The organism is Paenibacillus sp. J22R160, assembly GCF_059692135.1.
On the sequence record NZ_JCAUAU010000018.1, the window covers coordinates 66,806 to 85,704 of the forward strand.

8 protein-coding genes are annotated in these 18,899 nt (G+C 44.8%); all 8 read left to right on the forward strand.

Annotated features, from left to right (window positions below):
* The first annotated feature begins 68 nt into the window (after window positions 1–68).
* Window positions 69–1,787 (forward strand): sensor histidine kinase, encoded by a 1,719-nt coding sequence (locus AC58UW_RS26105; RefSeq protein ID WP_497423531.1) that lies wholly within the window; start codon window positions 69–71, stop codon window positions 1,785–1,787.
* Window positions 1,787–2,566: a response regulator transcription factor gene (locus AC58UW_RS26110; protein WP_497423482.1), complete on the forward strand. Its 780-nt coding sequence runs from the start codon at window positions 1,787–1,789 to the stop codon at window positions 2,564–2,566. Before AC58UW_RS26105 ends, AC58UW_RS26110 begins: the two co-directional genes overlap by 1 nt.
* A gap of 120 nt (window positions 2,567–2,686) precedes the next feature.
* A complete protein-coding gene (locus AC58UW_RS26115; protein ID WP_497423483.1) occupies window positions 2,687–4,009 on the forward strand; it encodes an ABC transporter substrate-binding protein in 1,323 nt (440 codons plus the stop codon).
* A 74-nt stretch (window positions 4,010–4,083) separates the two neighbouring features.
* Window positions 4,084–5,004 carry a carbohydrate ABC transporter permease gene (locus AC58UW_RS26120; RefSeq protein ID WP_497423484.1) on the forward strand — a complete coding sequence of 307 codons (921 nt, stop codon included), beginning with the start codon at window positions 4,084–4,086 and terminating at the stop codon, window positions 5,002–5,004.
* A 106-nt stretch (window positions 5,005–5,110) separates the two neighbouring features.
* Window positions 5,111–5,893 carry a carbohydrate ABC transporter permease gene (locus AC58UW_RS26125; protein WP_497423485.1) on the forward strand — a complete coding sequence of 261 codons (783 nt, stop codon included), beginning with the start codon at window positions 5,111–5,113 and terminating at the stop codon, window positions 5,891–5,893.
* Between the two features lie 97 nt (window positions 5,894–5,990).
* Window positions 5,991–8,612: an RICIN domain-containing protein gene (locus AC58UW_RS26130; RefSeq protein WP_497423486.1), complete on the forward strand. Its 2,622-nt coding sequence runs from the start codon at window positions 5,991–5,993 to the stop codon at window positions 8,610–8,612.
* A gap of 601 nt (window positions 8,613–9,213) precedes the next feature.
* Entirely contained in the window at window positions 9,214–13,395 is a 4,182-nt protein-coding gene (locus tag AC58UW_RS26135) for a LamG-like jellyroll fold domain-containing protein (RefSeq protein ID WP_497423487.1), read from the forward strand.
* Between the two features lie 59 nt (window positions 13,396–13,454).
* Complete coding sequence (locus AC58UW_RS26140; RefSeq protein WP_497423488.1) at window positions 13,455–18,791, forward strand: S-layer homology domain-containing protein; 5,337 nt, start codon at window positions 13,455–13,457, stop codon at window positions 18,789–18,791.
* The last annotated feature ends 108 nt before the right edge of the window (window positions 18,792–18,899 follow it).

The window sequence follows — 18,899 nt, forward strand, 5'->3', positions numbered from 1 at the left end:
CTATACATTCTCCATTGTCTGGGTAAGGATTCATGTTTTGCTAGAAGGAGGTAGAGGTATTGAATTGGATGAAAGGGCTTTCTCGAACCGTTCGATTGGGCTTTTCCCGTGTTCGTGTCCAAATCTTAGTAGGAACACTTGTAACGATATGTACCATATTAATCTCTACAGGGATGCTGTCCTATCATTCTATCTCTGATTTAATCCGAGAAAATACAGACCGGTATGTGCAGAATGTGGTCGACCAATCCGTCAATAGTCTGGACGCTCTGTTGAGTCAAGTAGATACGCTATCTTTTCAAATCACGATTGACGGGCGTATTCAAAACACGCTTCTGCAAAGGAAAAAAGACGGTCAAACTTCTATAGAGTCCCGCATGCTGGTCAGACAAATCCTTGATGAATTTATGCTCAACAACACCTCCATCGCAGGCCTGGAGTTATATGCCGAAGATGAGGCGATTTTTCCCGTTTCTGGCCTCTCCTTGCAACTCAGAATAGGTAAAGAGTGGGTAGATCGGGTTAATAACGATAGAGCGAGACTCATTTGGTCCGGGATGAACCCTAACAATTCCAGGCAAATCCTAGTCATTCGAAAAATTTTGCTTGAACAGGATGGCTACGAGCGTGGTGGATATTTGGTCGTGCTTGTCGAGAGGGAGGTACTGAACATCCTGAATTTAACCTTGTCGGGTATTGAGGGAGGATCGGCCTATTTATTTAATCAGTCGGGACAGGTCATTGGAACCGGAGGTCAGATGGATGCTTTGGATCCCAAACGCATCTATGACGCGCAAGGCGTCATCATGTTGGACAAAGGGCGATTTCTTCCGGTTAGGCAGCGATCCAAGGCAACGGATTGGACGATCGTCCTGCTGGTGCCGCTTAACAAAATTTCGGAAGGGCTGCACATCTTGAAGAGAGCTCTGCTATGGTCTGGCATGTTAGGAATTCTGATGGCTGCCCTACTTACACAGGCGCTCTCTTCTATGATCACCCATCCTGTCCGAAAGCTCATGAAGGTGATGCGAAGCAAACAACAGGATATTCCTGTTAAGAATAGCGAGGTCTATTACACGTTTGAAATGAACGAGTTAAATCGAACCTATAACCGAATGGTCGATCGCATCGAAGTTCTGGTGGAAACCGTTTATGAGAAGGAACTGATGAAAAGCCAGGCCGAACTGCGCGCGCTGCAAGCACAAATTAATCCTCATTTTCTATATAACACGCTGGAAGCCTTTTATTGGAACATTCTAGAGAAAGAGGAAGTGTTGGCGGAGAAAGTGATCGCCTTGTCTAATATCTTCCGCTACACCGTAAAAGGCAGCACAAACGGGGAACTTGTTACAGTGGCAGAGGAAGTTAATCACGTAAACCAATACATGCTTCTGATGCTTATGCGGATCGGGCACCGAGTGACGTGGACAATGAACGTTGATGATGAGGCATTAAGCGTTAATATGCCCAAATTAATCTTGCAGCCACTCATAGAGAATGCTATTCATCATGGCATTGATGGCGGTGAAGGAACGGGCTGTGTCATTTTAACCATTGTGTATACACAGCAAGGAGAAGTTCACATCTCCGTTCAAGACGATGGGAAGGGGATGGATCCCCTTTATATCGATCGTGGAGATTCGGCACATGCAAGGAACGGGATCGCTCTTGTTAATATAAATCGGCGATTACAGATCATGTACGGGCAGGAGTACGGCTTGCAAATTGTAAGCGCACCATCCAGAGGGACCAGCATTCTATTCCGTATACCCACAGGAGGGGCATGATGAAGGATTATAAAATATTAGTTGTCGATGACGAAATGCCGACGCTTAAAGGCATTCATCGTATCCTTAACAAATGGAGTCAGGGGCGCTTTCATATTCTAACAGCTGAAAATGGAGAAGAAGCAATGGAGCTCCTCATCATGCATGGTGATTCCATTGTGTTAATGATATCCGATATTCAAATGCCTAAGAAAGATGGACTTTCTCTATTGAAATGGATGAATCGAAGTGGCAGCACGACTTCCACTATTCTTTTAACCGGATATGCGGAGTTTGAATATGCGAGGGAAGCCTTGAGAAGCGGAGCGTCCAACTACTTACTCAAGCCTATCTCGGAGACCATGCTTCTTTCAGAAGTTGAACTGACCTTAGGACGCGTAGAGCAAAAACGGAATGAACGTTTGAAAATCCAAATGGCGGATCAGCATCCTGAATTATTTAAGGAAGAGTTTATCGTCAATAACTCGTTCATTCAGGAGGCAATCAACTATGTTAAGGAGCATTTAAGCACCCCGTTGACAGCTCAGAAGATGGCCGAGACGGTTCATTTGAACAGCAGTTATTTCAGTGTTTTGTTCAAAGAGGAAACGGGTCTTACCTTTACGGATTTCATAACGAAAGAGCGCCTTCGTAAAGCGAAGGAGCTTCTACTGTGTTCGGATATGAAAATGTACGAAATAACCGAACAAATCGGCTACCAAACCTCTAGCCACTTCGTAAAAGTGTTCCAAGAACAAGAGGGCATGACCCCGAAGAAGTTCAGGGAGTGTTATCGATAGGAAAGAGTCTAATGATCGCGACATTTTTCCTAACGAGGGAAGAATGAGATGAAGCTTTAATCGATCTATAATGAAAGCGTAACCAATAGAAATATGAAAGATTGATCGGAGGGTCTTTACATGAAATTTCAACGATTACTTATCAGCTTTGTGCTCGGTTTGACACTGGTCGCCACCGGCTGTTCAAGTAACCCCTCAGCAACATCATCAGTACCGGGCATGAATGACACAGGCAAGACGGATGAACAGAAAAAAGATCATACTTCCATCACAATGAGCTTCTGGGGTTCGGATTTTGATAAAGCTAGAAATGAGAAGATTAAGGCCGAATTTGTCAAAGTGCACCCTGAAATTGACGTTCAGTTGGTTCAAATTAGCAACAGCGCTTATAGTCAAAAAATGTTGGCTACAATGGCAAGCGGAGAACCTTACGATGTCATCCAACTGGCAGAAGCCTTCTATGGTTTTGCGTCAAAAGGAACGTTGGAGGATCTTTCCCCTTATATTCAACGGGATAAAATGGATTTGAACCAGTACTACAAAGCTGCTGTTGACGCTTACAGTTACAAGGGTAAAGTGATGGGAATGCCAATTCGTATGGGTTCCATGATCATGTTCTACAATAAAACGCTTTTTGATAAAGCGGGAGTTGCTTATCCAAACGATAATTGGACCTTTAATGACATGCTGCAAGCAGCTAAAAAAATTAATAATCCAGCGAGCGGTGTTTTCGGTCTTAATGCCCCAAGCAGTTGGGATGCCCACTACGGTTCCTTTATCAAGCCTCGCGGCGGAAGCCTTTTAACTCCGGATCGGTCCGCATTTGCTCTGGATTCGAAGGAGTCTATGGAAGGACTTACGTTCATGCAAGACTTGATCTGGAAAGATCATGTGGCGCCACAACCCAAAGAGGTTCCGCAAGGCGTAAACTTGTGGACCAGCGGCAAACTAGGCATGTTTCTGGATGGACCATGGTGGGTGCTAGACAGTCAGTCGCAGATTAAAGATTTTCAGTGGGACATTGCATTGCCGCCAAAAGATAAGGTGTCTGCCGTCCCGCTTTTCTCCAGCGGGCTTCATATTACAAAAGGGTCAAAACATAAGGATGCCGCTTGGGAAGTTATCAAATTTTGGACAGGCAAGACAGGTCAAAGTATTCTCGCCCAAGAGCATGGAGATGTTCCGCCACTCAAGGAGGTTGCGAACTCTCCCGAATACCTGGATTTGGGCGGTAAGGCCCCGGATAACTTCAAGGCATTGATTGCCGGAGCCGAGCACGCTTATTCTCCAGAGTCTGTTGTCAAATATGAAGAGATTAATAATGCGGTAGGAGTAGGTCTGGATGCGGCGTTTAACCTGAATGAACCTTTGCAGACCGTGATCCCGAAAATCAAAGGGGAAGTTGATAAACTGCTCCAAGAAGGAAAGAAACTGGAGAAATAGAAAGCCAGATCGAATTTCGACGGGGATGACTTTGTACCACGTTATCTCCTTCCTTTCCCAAGGAGGATTGGCCTATGGCACTAACAGGACATTCGCGCAAGACGGTGAGTTCCAAACAGGAAGCTCGTAACTTCTGGTTGTATACCTCTCCATGGATAATCGGATTTATAGGATTAATGGCCATTCCATTCTTTACCTCGCTCCTGCTCAGCTTTACCCAGTGGGACATTCTGACACCATCAGAGTGGGTGGGATTAGCCAATTACAAAACACTGTTTCAGGATGCAGAATTCTGGGCTGTGCTTCGAAATACACTCTATTATACGTTGATTGGGGTTCCTCTCCAACTTACATTCGGCTTGACGATTTCCGTTGTTTTGCTGAAGAGTATTCGGGGTATTTCTTTCTTTCGCACTGCCTTTTATCTCCCTTCTATATTTGGCGGAGTTGCTGTCTTATTGTTATGGAGTTTCATGTTTGCACCGGGTAACGGAGGGACCAATATGGGCTTCATTAATGGCTTCCTCCATTTTCTTGGCATACAAGGGCCAGGATGGTCCCAAGATATACACTGGGCTAAACCTGCCGTTATTATCATTACTCTTTGGAATGTTGTTGGAAAGAGCATGGTGATCTTCATCCCCGCCTTGTCCGGTGTCCCTCAAGACATGTTAGAGGCTGCGGAAATAGATGGAGCCAGTCGGATACGACGGTTTTTCAAGATCGTTTTGCCTTTAATTACGCCGGCAATCTTTTTCCAAATGACTATTGCCATGATCGAAGCCTTCAAAATATTTCTAGAACCGTTAATGATCCCAGGAGCCATGAAGATATGGACGGACAGTATGATGGTATTCCTGTTTAATAATGGTTTTAGATTTTTTAAGATGGGTTATGCTTCATCGATTGCGTGGATCCTATTTGTATTTGTTATGGTTTTTACTTTAATTAATTTTTATGTTTCTAAAAAGTGGGTGCACTATGAATCGAAATAGTTCCCTGTCTTCGGTTTCTTCCATATCTTCCCCAAAAAATCAACGGATGAACTTCCTGCACTATGTGCCTCAAGTGGTAAAGTATGCGGTGCTTATCTGTTGTTCGATGATATTCCTAATGCCTTTGTTTTGGACGTTTTTAAGTTCTTTTAAGCCCGCAGGTGAGCTCTTTACGGTTCCGATCAGGTTCCTGCCCAGTGAATGGCACGTAAAAGGATATATCAAACTGTTAAATGTTATTCCATTTTTGAGATATGTTGCGAATACAACATTCGTCGTTGCACTAAACGTTATTGGTCAAATCTTCATCTCAACGATAGTTGCCTATGGTTTTGCACGCTTTCGTCATCCGCTTAGTCCTGTTTTCTTCATGGTCATGATGGCAACCATGATGATTCCGGAGCAAGTCATGCTGATTCCGCAGTTTTTATTTTTCAAACAATTAGGATGGGTAGACACATATATCCCCTTGGTTATCGCGTCTTTTTTTGGAGGAGCATATCATATCTTTCTGCTTAGGCAGTTTATATGGACACTTTCGAAGGAGTTGGATGAGTCTGCGATGATGGACGGATGCTCTAGCTTCGGTATTCTCGTCCGCATTATCGCTCCACTCTGCAAGCCAATTATTATTACAGTTGCAATTTTGACCTTCAATTATCATTGGAATGATTTCTTAAGTCCATTAATTTATTTAAGCAGTCCTGAGAAATACACCATGCAGGTTGGAATTTATGCCCTGTACGGCGGACCGAAATCAGCGCAAAACGATTTTAATATGTTATTTGCTGCTACGATTTTGGCGCTGTTGCCGACTGTGCTGATTTTTGCGGTGGGACAGAAATATATCATGGCTGGAATTAAAGTATCAGGAGCTTTGAAAGGTTAAGCTGAGTGCAGCATGAAGGATCAGGACGTTATCGTTGGAAGCGCGGATCTTTCATCTTGTATAAAACCAAACGAAAACAGGAAGGGTGAAACATATTATGAAAAATAAAAGTAGAAAGATGGCTATATCCCTTACGGTTCTGGGGCTTCTCTCCAGTGGATGGATTTCCGGAGTATCGTATGGAGCTACTACTGTAGCGGTTGATCCAAATACGCAGTATCAGACTTGGGATGGATGGGGAACGTCATTAGCTTGGTGGAGCAATGTGGTGGGTGGATGGAACAACGCGATGGAGGATGAAATCGTAGACAAGATTTTCGATCCTTCAACTGGAATTGGGTTTAATATGGTCAGATATAACATTGGCGGGGGGGAGAACCCGACACATACCCATATGGACGCTCGCCCTGGTGCGGAGATGCCTGGTTTCAAAGCAACGGAAGCTTCTTCTTATAACTGGTCTGCCGATGAGAATCAAATTAGCGTGCTAAGGGCAGCCAAGGCCAAAGGTGTAAATATCTTTGAGGCATTTGCCAATTCTGCGCCGTATTGGATGACCTATAATTACTGTGCGTCAGGCAATTTCTTTGGCGGAAATAATTTACGGCCAGAGTACTACGACGACTTCGCTACTTACTTGGTGGATACACTTACACATTTTAGAACGACAGAGAATATCACTTTCCAGACAGTAACCCCCTTAAATGAGCCAATTTCCACATGGTGGAACGGAGTTGGGCTTGATGGAACGGGCGGGAACAACCAGGAGGGGATGCACTTTGATCTTGTGAATCAGCAGAAAATTGTGGGCCAACTGTACGATAAACTGGGAACAAGCGGTGAGCTGTCGCATACCAAAATCAGCGGTCCTGAAGAGTACAACATCGATAATACCTACGATACTTTTAACCAATATGATATCCCGACGAAAGCGAAAATATCCCAAATCAACTCGCATAGCTACGGGACGAGGGCGAACGAATTCAAACTGAAAAATCTGGCGGCCCAGCAAGGAAAAAAAGTGTGGATATCCGAGCTAGGAAACGATGGAGCGGGAGACCGTTTTAATATTGATGCCAGCATGAATTTATCCAATACCATTTTGAAAGATATGAAGGATCTGAAAGTAACCGGCTGGCATTACTGGCAAGCCGTCGAAGATGCCTCCGGAGATAATAATTATGGACTAATTAAAGCGAATTTCACAGGAACAAACGGTTACTTCGTGACAAAGAAATATTATGGCATGGGGAATTACAGCAAATACATCAAGCAGGGCTACAAGATTATACAGATTGATAACGGCAAATCCGTGGCTGCCTATGATGCGGCTAGTCAGAAATTGGTCATCGTCACAACGAATGATACGACATCGGCTCAAGATTTTACGTATGATTTGAGTGCTTTTGCGACGGTGGGAACAGGGCAAGCATTCCGGACATCGCAGACAGAAGACCTTGCTTCAGTGGGCATAACAGTAGCGAATAAGCAGTTTACTCACACTGCAGCAGCTAGATCAGTGACAACCTATGTCATTAGCGGCGTAACTTATAATGCTTCTTCCCAAGTATCCTTCAACCCAGCTTCTGACTATAAAATCGTTAATCGTAACAGCGGCAAAGCGCTGACCATTTCAGGGACTGATAAAAATGCTGACGGGGCATTGATTCAGCAATTTGCCGATACGGGAGCGGCTTATCAGAGATGGCAAATTGCTGGTTTAGGCGGCGGCCAGTTTATTATTACAAATCGTCAAAGCACGGATTTCATGGATATCACTAGCGCTTCAAGTGCTGACGGAGCGAGCAACATTCAATGGTCCAATAACGGCGGGACAAACCAACAATGGAAGATCGTAGACCTGGGAACAGGCTATTACAACATTATTAATCAGAATAGCGGTAAATATTTGGATATCTCAGGAGCATCCACGGCAGACGGCGCTCAAAGCCTCCAATGGGCGTCCAATGGCGGGTTGAACCAGCAATGGCAAATTGTTCAATCGGCTGCGACGGACGCCCAAGCTCCTACGACGCCATCTAGCCTTGCGGCAACAGTCGTATCGGATACTCAAATTAACTTAAGCTGGACAGCGTCCACAGATAATATTGGCGTTACGGGTTATAAAATCTATAGGAATGGCGTCGAGATCGGTCAAACAACAACAACGTCCTTCAATGACATGATGTTGAATATGTCCACGGGCTACAGCTACACCGTAAAAGCTTACGATTATGTGCAAAATTTATCATCCGCAAGCAACTCGGCTAGTGGAACCACGTTAGCGGGTGTAATCAGCGGAACCTCTTATAAATTGGTGGCCAGCCATAGTGGCAAGGTAGCCGGCGTGTCGGGGAATTCGACAGCTAATGGTGCGGATATTCTGCAGTTAACGAGCAACGGACAGAGCAGCCAGAAATGGACGATATCCGATTTGGGCAATGGCTATTTCAAAATTATCAATTTGAATAGCGGCAAATCCCTTGACATTAACGGGGCTTCGACGGCTGACGGCGTCAAATCCATACAGTGGGATTTCTCAGGCGGAAACAATCAACAATGGCAAATCAGGGATACGGGAGGAGGCAGCTTCATAATCACAGCGCGTCATAGCTCGAAGGTGCTTGAGGTGAGCGGTCAGTCGCAGTCCGACAATGCACAAATTGGGCAATGGGGAGACAACGGGGGAACTAATCAGCGTTGGCAGCTGGTTCCGTAATTCATAGAGGGGAAAGAGCAGTCACAGGAGGTGTTTAAAACCTTTTGTGATTGTTCTTTTTTTTTGTAGTTTTAAAATGTAATGATTATGTTAACTTTTATTACATTATTTGGGTGTTTCATAAGATTTCTTGATTAAAACTTTATAATAATGTGTCATAATGTGATGTTTTATGACATTTAATCGTTGACACAGGATAAGTCCCATCATATAATTTGAGCATAAAAACAGGATAAAGCAACTTTATTTTATTTAACATAGTTGTTTTTAATTGTTTTGTTGAGCATTAGATGGGGGGATCTTTGATAAAAGTCAACCAATATTATTGTAAACGAAGCTTGTTTAATCCGTTTAATCTCCAAATGCGCCTCTGTACAATCAGCCCATCATATTTACAAAATCACAATATGAAATTAACATTCTACGAACAAAAGACCAATAGAATACAATTAAACACAATATAAAAACAACTAAATAAAATGTTTTGATGTGTTTATTTATTGTTTTTATGTAAAAGGAGGCTAGTTTTCACCAGGTCAGTCAGACGATTTCTTTGAACACATCTAGTGGCAAATCGAAGATATTATAAGGAGGACTCATCATGTTAAATACCAAGAAAATGGTATCCGCATTTATGGCCTGTACGATCGCTTGCTCCGTTGTGTATTCAGCGGGAGCGGGCTTTATCCCAGTGTCCTTTGCGTCGACAGTTGACAGACCAGCACCTTCCGTACCGGCAGGCCGATATGAACACCCTGTTAGCGTGATGCTAACTTCAGCAACTCCGGGGGCAGACATCTATTACACGTTGGACGGCATGATGCCAGACGAAACCAGCCTTAAATTCAATGGGACGCCGATTGACCTCACAGAGTCAGCGAATATTTCCGTTATTGCCTTGAAAGACGGCGTCTGGAGTAAAGCGGGAACGTATGGCTACATAATCAAGACAACCGAACAACCACTGCTGAAATTCGCAGCTATGTCTGACCTCCATATCGGTACAAACGATGCAGATGTTAAAGCTAGTACGAGGGCAAGGTATACGAGTAACTTTGATGTCATGTCTTCCATTTTTAAACCAGATGCCATTGTGATCGGAGGCGATTTGATCAATGACAACGGCGACGGGAAGGGGCCAGATCATACTTTTGTTCGCGACGTTCTTCAGGAGCAAATGGCACGAAAAGGCTGGAACGACATGCCCGTACAGATTGCCATCGGTAACCATGACGCTAGTGTTGCTGACGTGAAAAATGGTTATCCTGCTGAATGGTTCACGGACCAGTCAAACGGATATTATGAAAAGGCGATCAAAGGCTATTCCTTCTTCTTTCTGAACGGGAACAACTACAACGGTGATACGGGCCAAAGAAACTGGTTAAAGGGAAGGCTTGCAGAACTGACAGCCGATCCGGCAAACCTTAACAAGCCGATTTTTATTACGTTGCATCATCCGATTAGTGGTACGGTTATGGACGGGCAGCAATCCACCAATGCGAATTTGTACACGGATTTACAGAATTTCCCGCAAGTCGTTGTTTTATCCGGTCACTCACATCTGAACATTAACGATGATCGTGCCATTTATCAGAAAGACTTTACAGCGGTCAACCTGGGATCTATGTCTTATGTGGAAACAGAGGGCGGCTATGCAGCTGTCACGCATGAAGGTCTAATGGAAGGCCGTGACCAATTCCCGGATAATCAATCCGAATTTATTGAGGTGTACAGCGATCGCATTGAGATTGAGCGAGTGGAGTATAACGGCGATCCAGGCTCCATCATTAATGGAGGTTTATGGCAAGGGATAGGGAAAGAAGGAGCAGGTACCCCGCCTCCTTACTCCAGCGCTGGCGCTTTAGCGGGTAAGAAATGGGTTGTGAAACTACAAGGAAACTCCAACGCAGAAATTAAAAGCAACTTCACCTACACAACAAGCAACCGCAACAAGATTGCTCCCCAATTTCCAGTCAACAATGCTCTTCAGGTATTACCCGTAGCAAATAGTGTACCGCTACTTTCTTTCAGACAAGCCAAAGACGATCAGTCCATGCATCACTACGAAATTAAATTGTATGACCAAAGAACGGCTGATGTCGTGAAATCATACAATGTTTTATCGGATTATTACTTTTCGCCGATTCCGAACAAAATGAATATTCCGTTGGCTGGCTTGGCTCCAGCAACCTCCTACGTCATTTCGGTAACAGCGGTGGATTCTTACGGCAATAAAAGCGCTCCTATCCAGACATCCTACCGGACGGCTGGAACGGCACCTGGATCGACGCCGATTGACCCGGCAACGATGTGGAACCAGCTCGTCGCGGATATGGAATTTAACGGCAATCTGAACGAGGATGCTTCCGGCGCAACCGGTTTGGCTTCTCAAACCGGTACTGTCACCTTCGTCGAAGGTAAGTCCGGACAAGCTGTTAATATTGCAGCAGGTAGTGGCAACTATGTCGATCTTGGCGCCAGAGACGACTTAAAGTTCGGAAGTGGCGATTTCACACTTTCGTTCTGGCATAAGGGCAATCTGGCAGCAGATCAGACGATTCTCTCTAATAAAAACTGGACTTCCGGCGGAAATCCAGGCTGGTATGTCGGCCCTGCTACTGCGAATAACATGACGCTTAACATGGCTGCTGATGGCAAACGAGTTGATTATTCAGCATCAAACGTTGGTCAGGAGTGGCACTACTTTACGATATCCGTAGATCGGGCACATAATTCAGCTGCAACCTATGTGGATGGCGTTGTGAAAATGACCAAAGACATCTCGGTGCTAGGTGCTCTCAGTATGGATACTTCTTTTAACATTATTCTCGGGGCAGACGGCAATAAAGGCAATGGCGGAGCGAACGTTACGCTAGACGATTTGAAAATATGGAAACGCGCTTTGTCCGCAACAGAAGCCAAGGCGTTATCCGACTCCTATAAGGAAGGGTCATCAGACTCTCTATACAATTTCAGTCAGTTGGCCTCAAAAATTCAAGAGTCCGAGCAATTCATTGCCCATGTTACGGGAACAAAGGGATTATCGCTTCCTGTGCAGGTGCAAAATGCGCTCGCAGCCCAGATTTCGGCAGCAAAATCCCTAACTTCTGGCTCTGGAGCAACGGTAATTGATCAGGCGTATCTAGATTTGATTTGGGCTTTGCGAGCAGCCCAGAACGGCATTACTTACACATTCATTCCGAAAACCAATTTCTCGATTGATTCTTACAGCTCTTACGCAGACAATGAGGGTGCTCTTCCGGAAAATATTCTGGACGGTCAGGAAACATCCATTTGGCATTCCAGATGGCAATCACCAGTTGCTCCTTTCCCGCATTGGGTCGTTATCGATATGAAGAGCACATATGAACTGAGCGGCATTCAGAGAAAGAGCCGTCCAAATCAAAGTAAGATGGAATTCCCTAAGACATTTGAATTGTACGCTTCGGATAATGCGGCCGATTTAAATGATCCAACATTCTTGGCGAATGCGGCTAATAAGGCTACCGGTACATTTGGCCAAACCTGGACGGGTACCGTTTATACTGATTTTGTTTCATTGGACAAAATTGTGCAGGGACGGTATGTGAAATTCGTCGTTACTGGAACTTATGACTCCGGCGCAGCTTATACCAGTATGAGTGAAATTGATTTTACGGGTGAAAAAGTTTCAAGCGTCAATGCGAGTTATTTGACGGATTTGAAAGTGAATGGCACTTCATTAAACGGTTTCGTCCCGAGTCATCTCGACTATACGTATTCGGTATCTTATGGGACAACCGTGGCAACTGTGACCTATGAGAAAGCGAATCCAACTGCAACCGTAGTGGTTAATGGCGGTGAGAATTTGGTCGTTGGTGCTAATCCGGTCACCGTTACGGTAACGGCGCAAGGCGCGACTAGTGTTTATAACATTGTGGTAACCCGGCAACCGGAGTCGCAGGCATCTATTCCGATAGCCACTATGACGGGGACATCTCCTGTTCTCGCAGGGCAAAGCTTTAGTGTAAATTATGGATTAAGCAACGTATCAAGCAGTGTATATGGAGCTGTATATGCCCAGGACTTGACGTTCCAGTTTGATCCGAATTTGTTGGAGTTTGTTTCTGTAACATCTTTGAAGAATGGCTTAGTACAGGTGTCTGTTGATATGAGTACTGCGGGCCAAGTTCGACTTATGTTTATAAGCCAAGGAGCTGGCAGCGGCATTTCTACTGATGGAGATTTGTTGAAGTTAGATTGGAAAGCCAAAGCCATTGGTCAGGCTGCAAACGCGAGTATTACACTCTCCCAAGGTTTGCTTAGTAATGCAATAGGGCAGTTGACTTCTTTGGCTCCTGTTACGAATAACGTGCAAATTACCGTTTTGAACAAATCGGCGTTAATCTCACTCATCGCGCAAGCACAGGCTGCGTTGAATGCGGCGGTGGAAGGCAATGCGGTTGGGCAATATCCAAACGGTTCCAAAGCGGCATTGCAGACAGCGATAAATGCGGCTAGTACGGCGGCTGCGAACGCAGAGAATCAGCAGGTCATAGATCTTGCAGTAAGCAGCTTAAATCAATCCTTGCTAGCATTTAGTCAATCGGTCATTGTTTCGATACCTGAGGATGTATCTGGAGATGGGAAAGTCAACGTGGGCGATCTTGGTATCGTAGCTTTTAACTATGGTAAAAGTTCAACCAGTCCGGATTGGAATTCGATCTCAAAAGCAGATATCAATCACGACGGTGTCATTGATATTATTGACCTCGTTGCAATTGCTAATGCAATATTGCATTAATTAATGAAGTATTCGGGAGAAAAGCTGAATGCTTTTCTCCCTATAAAGGAGAGATCCTCATGTTAAATACGAAGAAATTCATATCCACATTCCTGGCATGCACTATCGCTTGTTCGGCTGTTTATTCGGGAGTAGCGAGCTTGGTCCCAACAGCATTTGCCGCCGAGACGGTTGAAAAGCCGATGTCCTCAGTACCAGCAGGCCGATATGAGCATTCCGTTAGTGTTACGCTTACGACCGCAACGCCCGGTGCGGACATCTATTATACGCTCGACGGCACATTGCCTGATGAAACTAGCCTCAAGTTTACTGGCACGCCGATCGCTGTGACGGAATCGACGAATATTTCTGTTATTGCTTTGAAGAGCGGCGTCTGGAGCAAACCTGCGACGTACGGCTATATAATTAAGACGGCTGAACAACCGCTGCTGAAATTCGTTGCCATGTCGGACGTTCATCTTAGCCCTGGTTTTGAAGATGAATCGGTAGCTCAAATTAAAGCAAGGTATGCCAGCAATTTTGATGTCATTTCATCTATCTTTTCAAAACCGGACGCCATTGTTATTGCAGGCGATCTGATTAACGATAATTTCGATGGTAAAGGACCTGATCATGCGTTTGTAAGCGAAGTCTTCCAAGAACAGATGACTCGCAAAAACTGGTCGGATATGCCTGTTCAGATTGCCATCGGTAATCATGACGCCTCCGCCACCTATGTTAAAAATGGTTATCCTGCCGGATGGTTTACGGATCAGGCGAACGGCTATTACGAGAAAACGATTGGCGGCTACTCTTTCTTTTTCTTGAACGGGAACAGCTACAAAAACGATACGACACAAAGAAACTGGTTGAAAGGACGGCTCGCAGCAATAACAGGAAACCCGGCGAATCGCAACAAGCCGATCTTCATAACGCTGCACCATCCGATTACCGGTACAGTCATGGACGGCATGCAAGCAGATAATGCGAACCTGTATACAGATTTACAGGATTATCCGCAAGTCATGGTTTTGTCAGGGCATTCGCATTTGAACATTAACGATGATCGGGCCATTTACCAGAAAGATTTCACCGAGGTTAATGTCGGATCGATGTCTTACGTTGAGAACGAGTGGGGATATTCTGCTGCAGGGAAAGACGGGTTGTCGGACGATGCGTTCGGTCACAAGCGGATAAATCAATCCCAATTTATTGAAGTATATCAGGATCGCATCGAGATTGAGCGAGTGGAGTATAACGGCGATCCGAATTATTTGTTCGTTGGAGGAGCCTGGCAAGAAATTAATAAAGATGGACGGGCTGCATTCAACAGCGCTGGCGCATTAGCGGGCAAGAAATGGGTTGTGAGATTAAATGGCAATACCAATGAAGAAATCAAAAGCAATTTCACGTACACGCCAAGCAATCGTAACAAAACGGCACCTCAGTTCCCAGCTAACCACGAAATGAAAGTGGTCAAGGGTGCAGATAACGTACCGGTGCTCTCATTCAGACAGGCCAAAGATGATCAGTCCATGCATCATTATGAAGTTAAATTATATGATCAGAGGACGGTGAAAGTAGCAAAATCATACAACGTTTTGTCGGACTTTTACTATTCACCGATTCCGAACAGAATGAATATCCCAATGGTTGGACTCGATCCAGCGACGAACTACATTCTTACCCTTCAGGCCGTGGATGCTTATGGCAACAAAAGCGCTGCTTTGCAGACCACCTACAGGACTGAAGGAACCAAGCCTGAATTAACGCCGATTGACCCTGCAACGATGTGGAATCAACTTGTTTCCGATATGAAATTCGACGGCAATCTGAACGAGGATGCTTCCGGTGCAGCCGGTTTTGCTGGCCAAACGGGTACTGTCACCTTCGTCGAGGGCAAATCGGGACAAGCTGTTAATATTGCAGCAGGTAATGGCAACTATGTCGATCTTGGCGATAGATCCGACTTAAAGTTCGGAAGTGGCGACTTCACAGTTTCGTTCTGGCACAAGGGCGATTTGGCAGGCGATCAGACGGTTCTCTCTAATAAAAACTGGACCTCAGGTGCAAATGCTGGTTGGTACATCGGACCTGTAGCTACAGAGTATATGTCACTTAACATGGCAACCTCCGGATCCAATCGAATTGATTACTCAGCGACAAACGTAGGAACGGATTGGCACTACTTTACGATTTCAGTAGACCGGATCAACAAGACGGCCTCCACGTATGTGGACGGCATCATGAAAGCAACGAAGGACATCTCCTTGTTAGGCACAGCCAACCTGGATACGTCTTATCACGTTATTCTCGGGGCAGATGGGAATAAAGGTAATGGCGGGGCGAATGTCACTTTGGACGATTTGAAAATATGGAAACGCGCCTTGTCCGCAACAGAAGCGAAGGCACTCTCCGACTCATATCACATGGAAGATCCAACGGAAGGTTTATACAACTTCGCTCAGTTGACAGTTAAGATTCAGGAAGCTGATCAATTCACTGCGTATTTGGATGGAACTGTTGGATTGTCTATTCCTGAAGAATTGAAGCATGAATTGACAGATAAGCTTGCTGCCGCAAAGGTCTTGACGGCGGGTTCAGATGAGTTGGCAATCGATCAAGCATTTATGGATTTGAACTGGGCTTTGCAAAATGCTCAGAACAATCTCATTTACACCTTTATCCCGAAAAAGGATTTTGTGATCAATTCCTACAGTTCTTATGCAGACAATGAGAATGCTGTAGCAAGCAATATCCTGGATGGCGAAGAAGCAACCATATGGCATTCCCGATGGGAACCCCCGGCTGCCCCATTCCCTCATTGGGTCATCATGGATATGAAAGATACTTATAAACTGAGCGGTATACAGAGAAAGAGCCGTACGAATTCAGGTAAAATGGAGTTTCCAAAAGCATTTGAACTATACGCTTCCGATAATCTGGCGGATTTAAAGGATTCTGCCTACTTGGGCAATCCGGCAAACAAGGTTACCGGAACGTTTGGCAAGACCTGGACAGGGTCGGTTTATAAGGACTTCGTCTCTTTCAATAGAGCGATAGAGGGCCGGTATGTGAAATTCGTCGTTACTGGAACGTATGACCCTGCCGCAACATACACCAGCATGAGTGAGATTGATTTTACGGGTAAAAAAGCCTCCAGCGGCGATGCAACTTTGACAGACTTGAAAGTCAATGGTGCTTCGTTGAGCGGTTTTGCAACGGATAAATTAAGTTATACGCTGACTGTTCCGAATGAAGTTACGGTTGCAACCGTAACCTACACGACAGCAGATCCTACTGCTTCAGTAGTAGTGACTGGAGTCCAGAATTTAAACGTTGGTGCTAATACTGTCGATGTAAAGGTTACAGCGCTAGATGGCACGGCAAATGTTTATACCATTGTGGTAACACGGCAACCGGGTTCGCAGACAGGGCTTCCAATTGCAACGATAACAGGGTTGCCTTCGATTCTCGCCGGGCAAAGTTTCAGCATAAAATATGGATTAAGCAACGTATTGAGCCGTGTAGACGGAGCTGTATTTGCCCAGGATTTGACATTCCAGTTTGATCCAGATGTATTGGATTTTGTTTCAGCAACATCCTTGAAGTCTGGCCTGGAAAAGTTGCAAGTTAAAACAGATATTGCAGGCCAAGTTAGAATTTTGCTTGCAAGCCTAGGAACAGATAACAGTATTACTTCCGACGGAGAGTTGTTGGAACTTCAATGGAAGTCCAAAGAAATTAGTAAGGCGACAAGCGCAAGTGTAACGCTCTCTCAAGTGCAGCTTGGGCATGCATCAGGGGAGTCGACTTCGCTGGATGCTGTTACATTTAACGTACAAATTAACGTATTGGATAAATCAACATTGATTTCACTCATCGCTAAAGGACAGGATGCGGTAAATACCGCAGTAGAAGGTTCCGAGGATGGGCAATATCCAATCGGCTCCATTTCTAACTTGCAAAGAGCAATCAATGAGGCCAATACAGTGGTTGCAAATGCAGTGAGTCAGCAAGGAATAGACGAGGCGGAAATCGCCTTGACGCAAGCTTTGAACAAATTTAAAAGCTTAGTTATCCATATTGATCCTAATCCTGAAGATCCTAATCCAGAAGATTCAAATCCAAATGGAACACCATCAACAACGACGGACCAAGAAATAACACAAACAACTAGTATTAACGGGGTTCAACTGGTTAATTCATCGCCAGAAGTTGTGAAAGATGAAAACGGACAAACAACGTCCAGATGGAATGTGGATGCAGCAACGATCCAAAAAGCCATCAATGCTCTGAGCTCATCAGAAAATAAAAATGAAATTCAATTGGAAGTAAAAGGTACTACAGATGCGGCGCAAGTCCAACTTCCGGCAGAGGTAGTCAAAGATACCCAGTCGAAGGTTCCAAATGCTGTCATCTCCGTAAAATTTGATAACGTGACATATGATTTGCCAGTCAAAGCGATTGACGTGCAAGGTTTGGCGAACGCACTTGGCACCGATGTGAAAAATGTAAAAATCAGCGTCACTCTCGAGAAATTGAACGGAACGGTCGCCAGTCAACTGGATGCAAAGATTCAACAATCCGGTTACAAATCTTTGTCCCAAGCCGTAGATTTTACTGTAACTGCTGAAGCGAACGGCAAGTCTGTTACAGTAAATGATTTTGGCAAAACGTATGTGCATAGAACACTTGCTCTTACTAAGGTAATTAATGCAGCAAACGTAACAGCCATCATGTACAATCCAACTACCGGTGAAATGGACTTTGTACCGGCAATCTTTACAACATCAGACGGTAGCATGCAAGCAACGATCAAACGTCTGGGCAACAGCATTTATACCGTTGTAGAATCGTCAAAGTCGTTTAATGATTTGAACGGTCATTGGGCTAAGGCGGATATTGAGCTTCTGGCTTCCAAGCTAGTGATCAAGGGAATGACAGAGACGAACTTTATCCCAGAAAATCAAATTACGCGTGCGGAATTTGCAGCACTTTTGGTACGTGGACTTGGATTGACTGAGGCGAAACTTGGAAAGTTTACGGATGTGAAGGAATCCGATTGGTATTCCGGAGCGGTAGGGGCAGCTGTTAAAGCTGGTCTGGTAGAAGGTTTTGAAGATGGGACGTTCAGCCCTAATGCCAATATTACACGTGAACAAATGGCGGTAATGATTACGCGAGCGATGGCGCTCGCAGGTAACAGTGCTGAAGCGAATACCAAGGCACTTCAGACATTTGAAGATGAGAAATCAATAAATGGATGGGCCAAAGACGCGGTTGCCCGAACAATTAACGCTGGCATTATGAACGGAGTAAGCAATTCCAGTTTCATGCCAGGAGATAAGGCAACACGTGCTCAAGCAGCGGTCATTATGAAACGACTGCTACAATTTGAGACATTCATGAATTAATTGAGCGGAATTAGGCAAAAGCAGAGAGATTTTTCTCTGCTTTTGTTTATTTTTTTACAGGCGAGGCAGGTTGAAATATTCCAAGTCAAGCTGAATGTAAAGACGAGT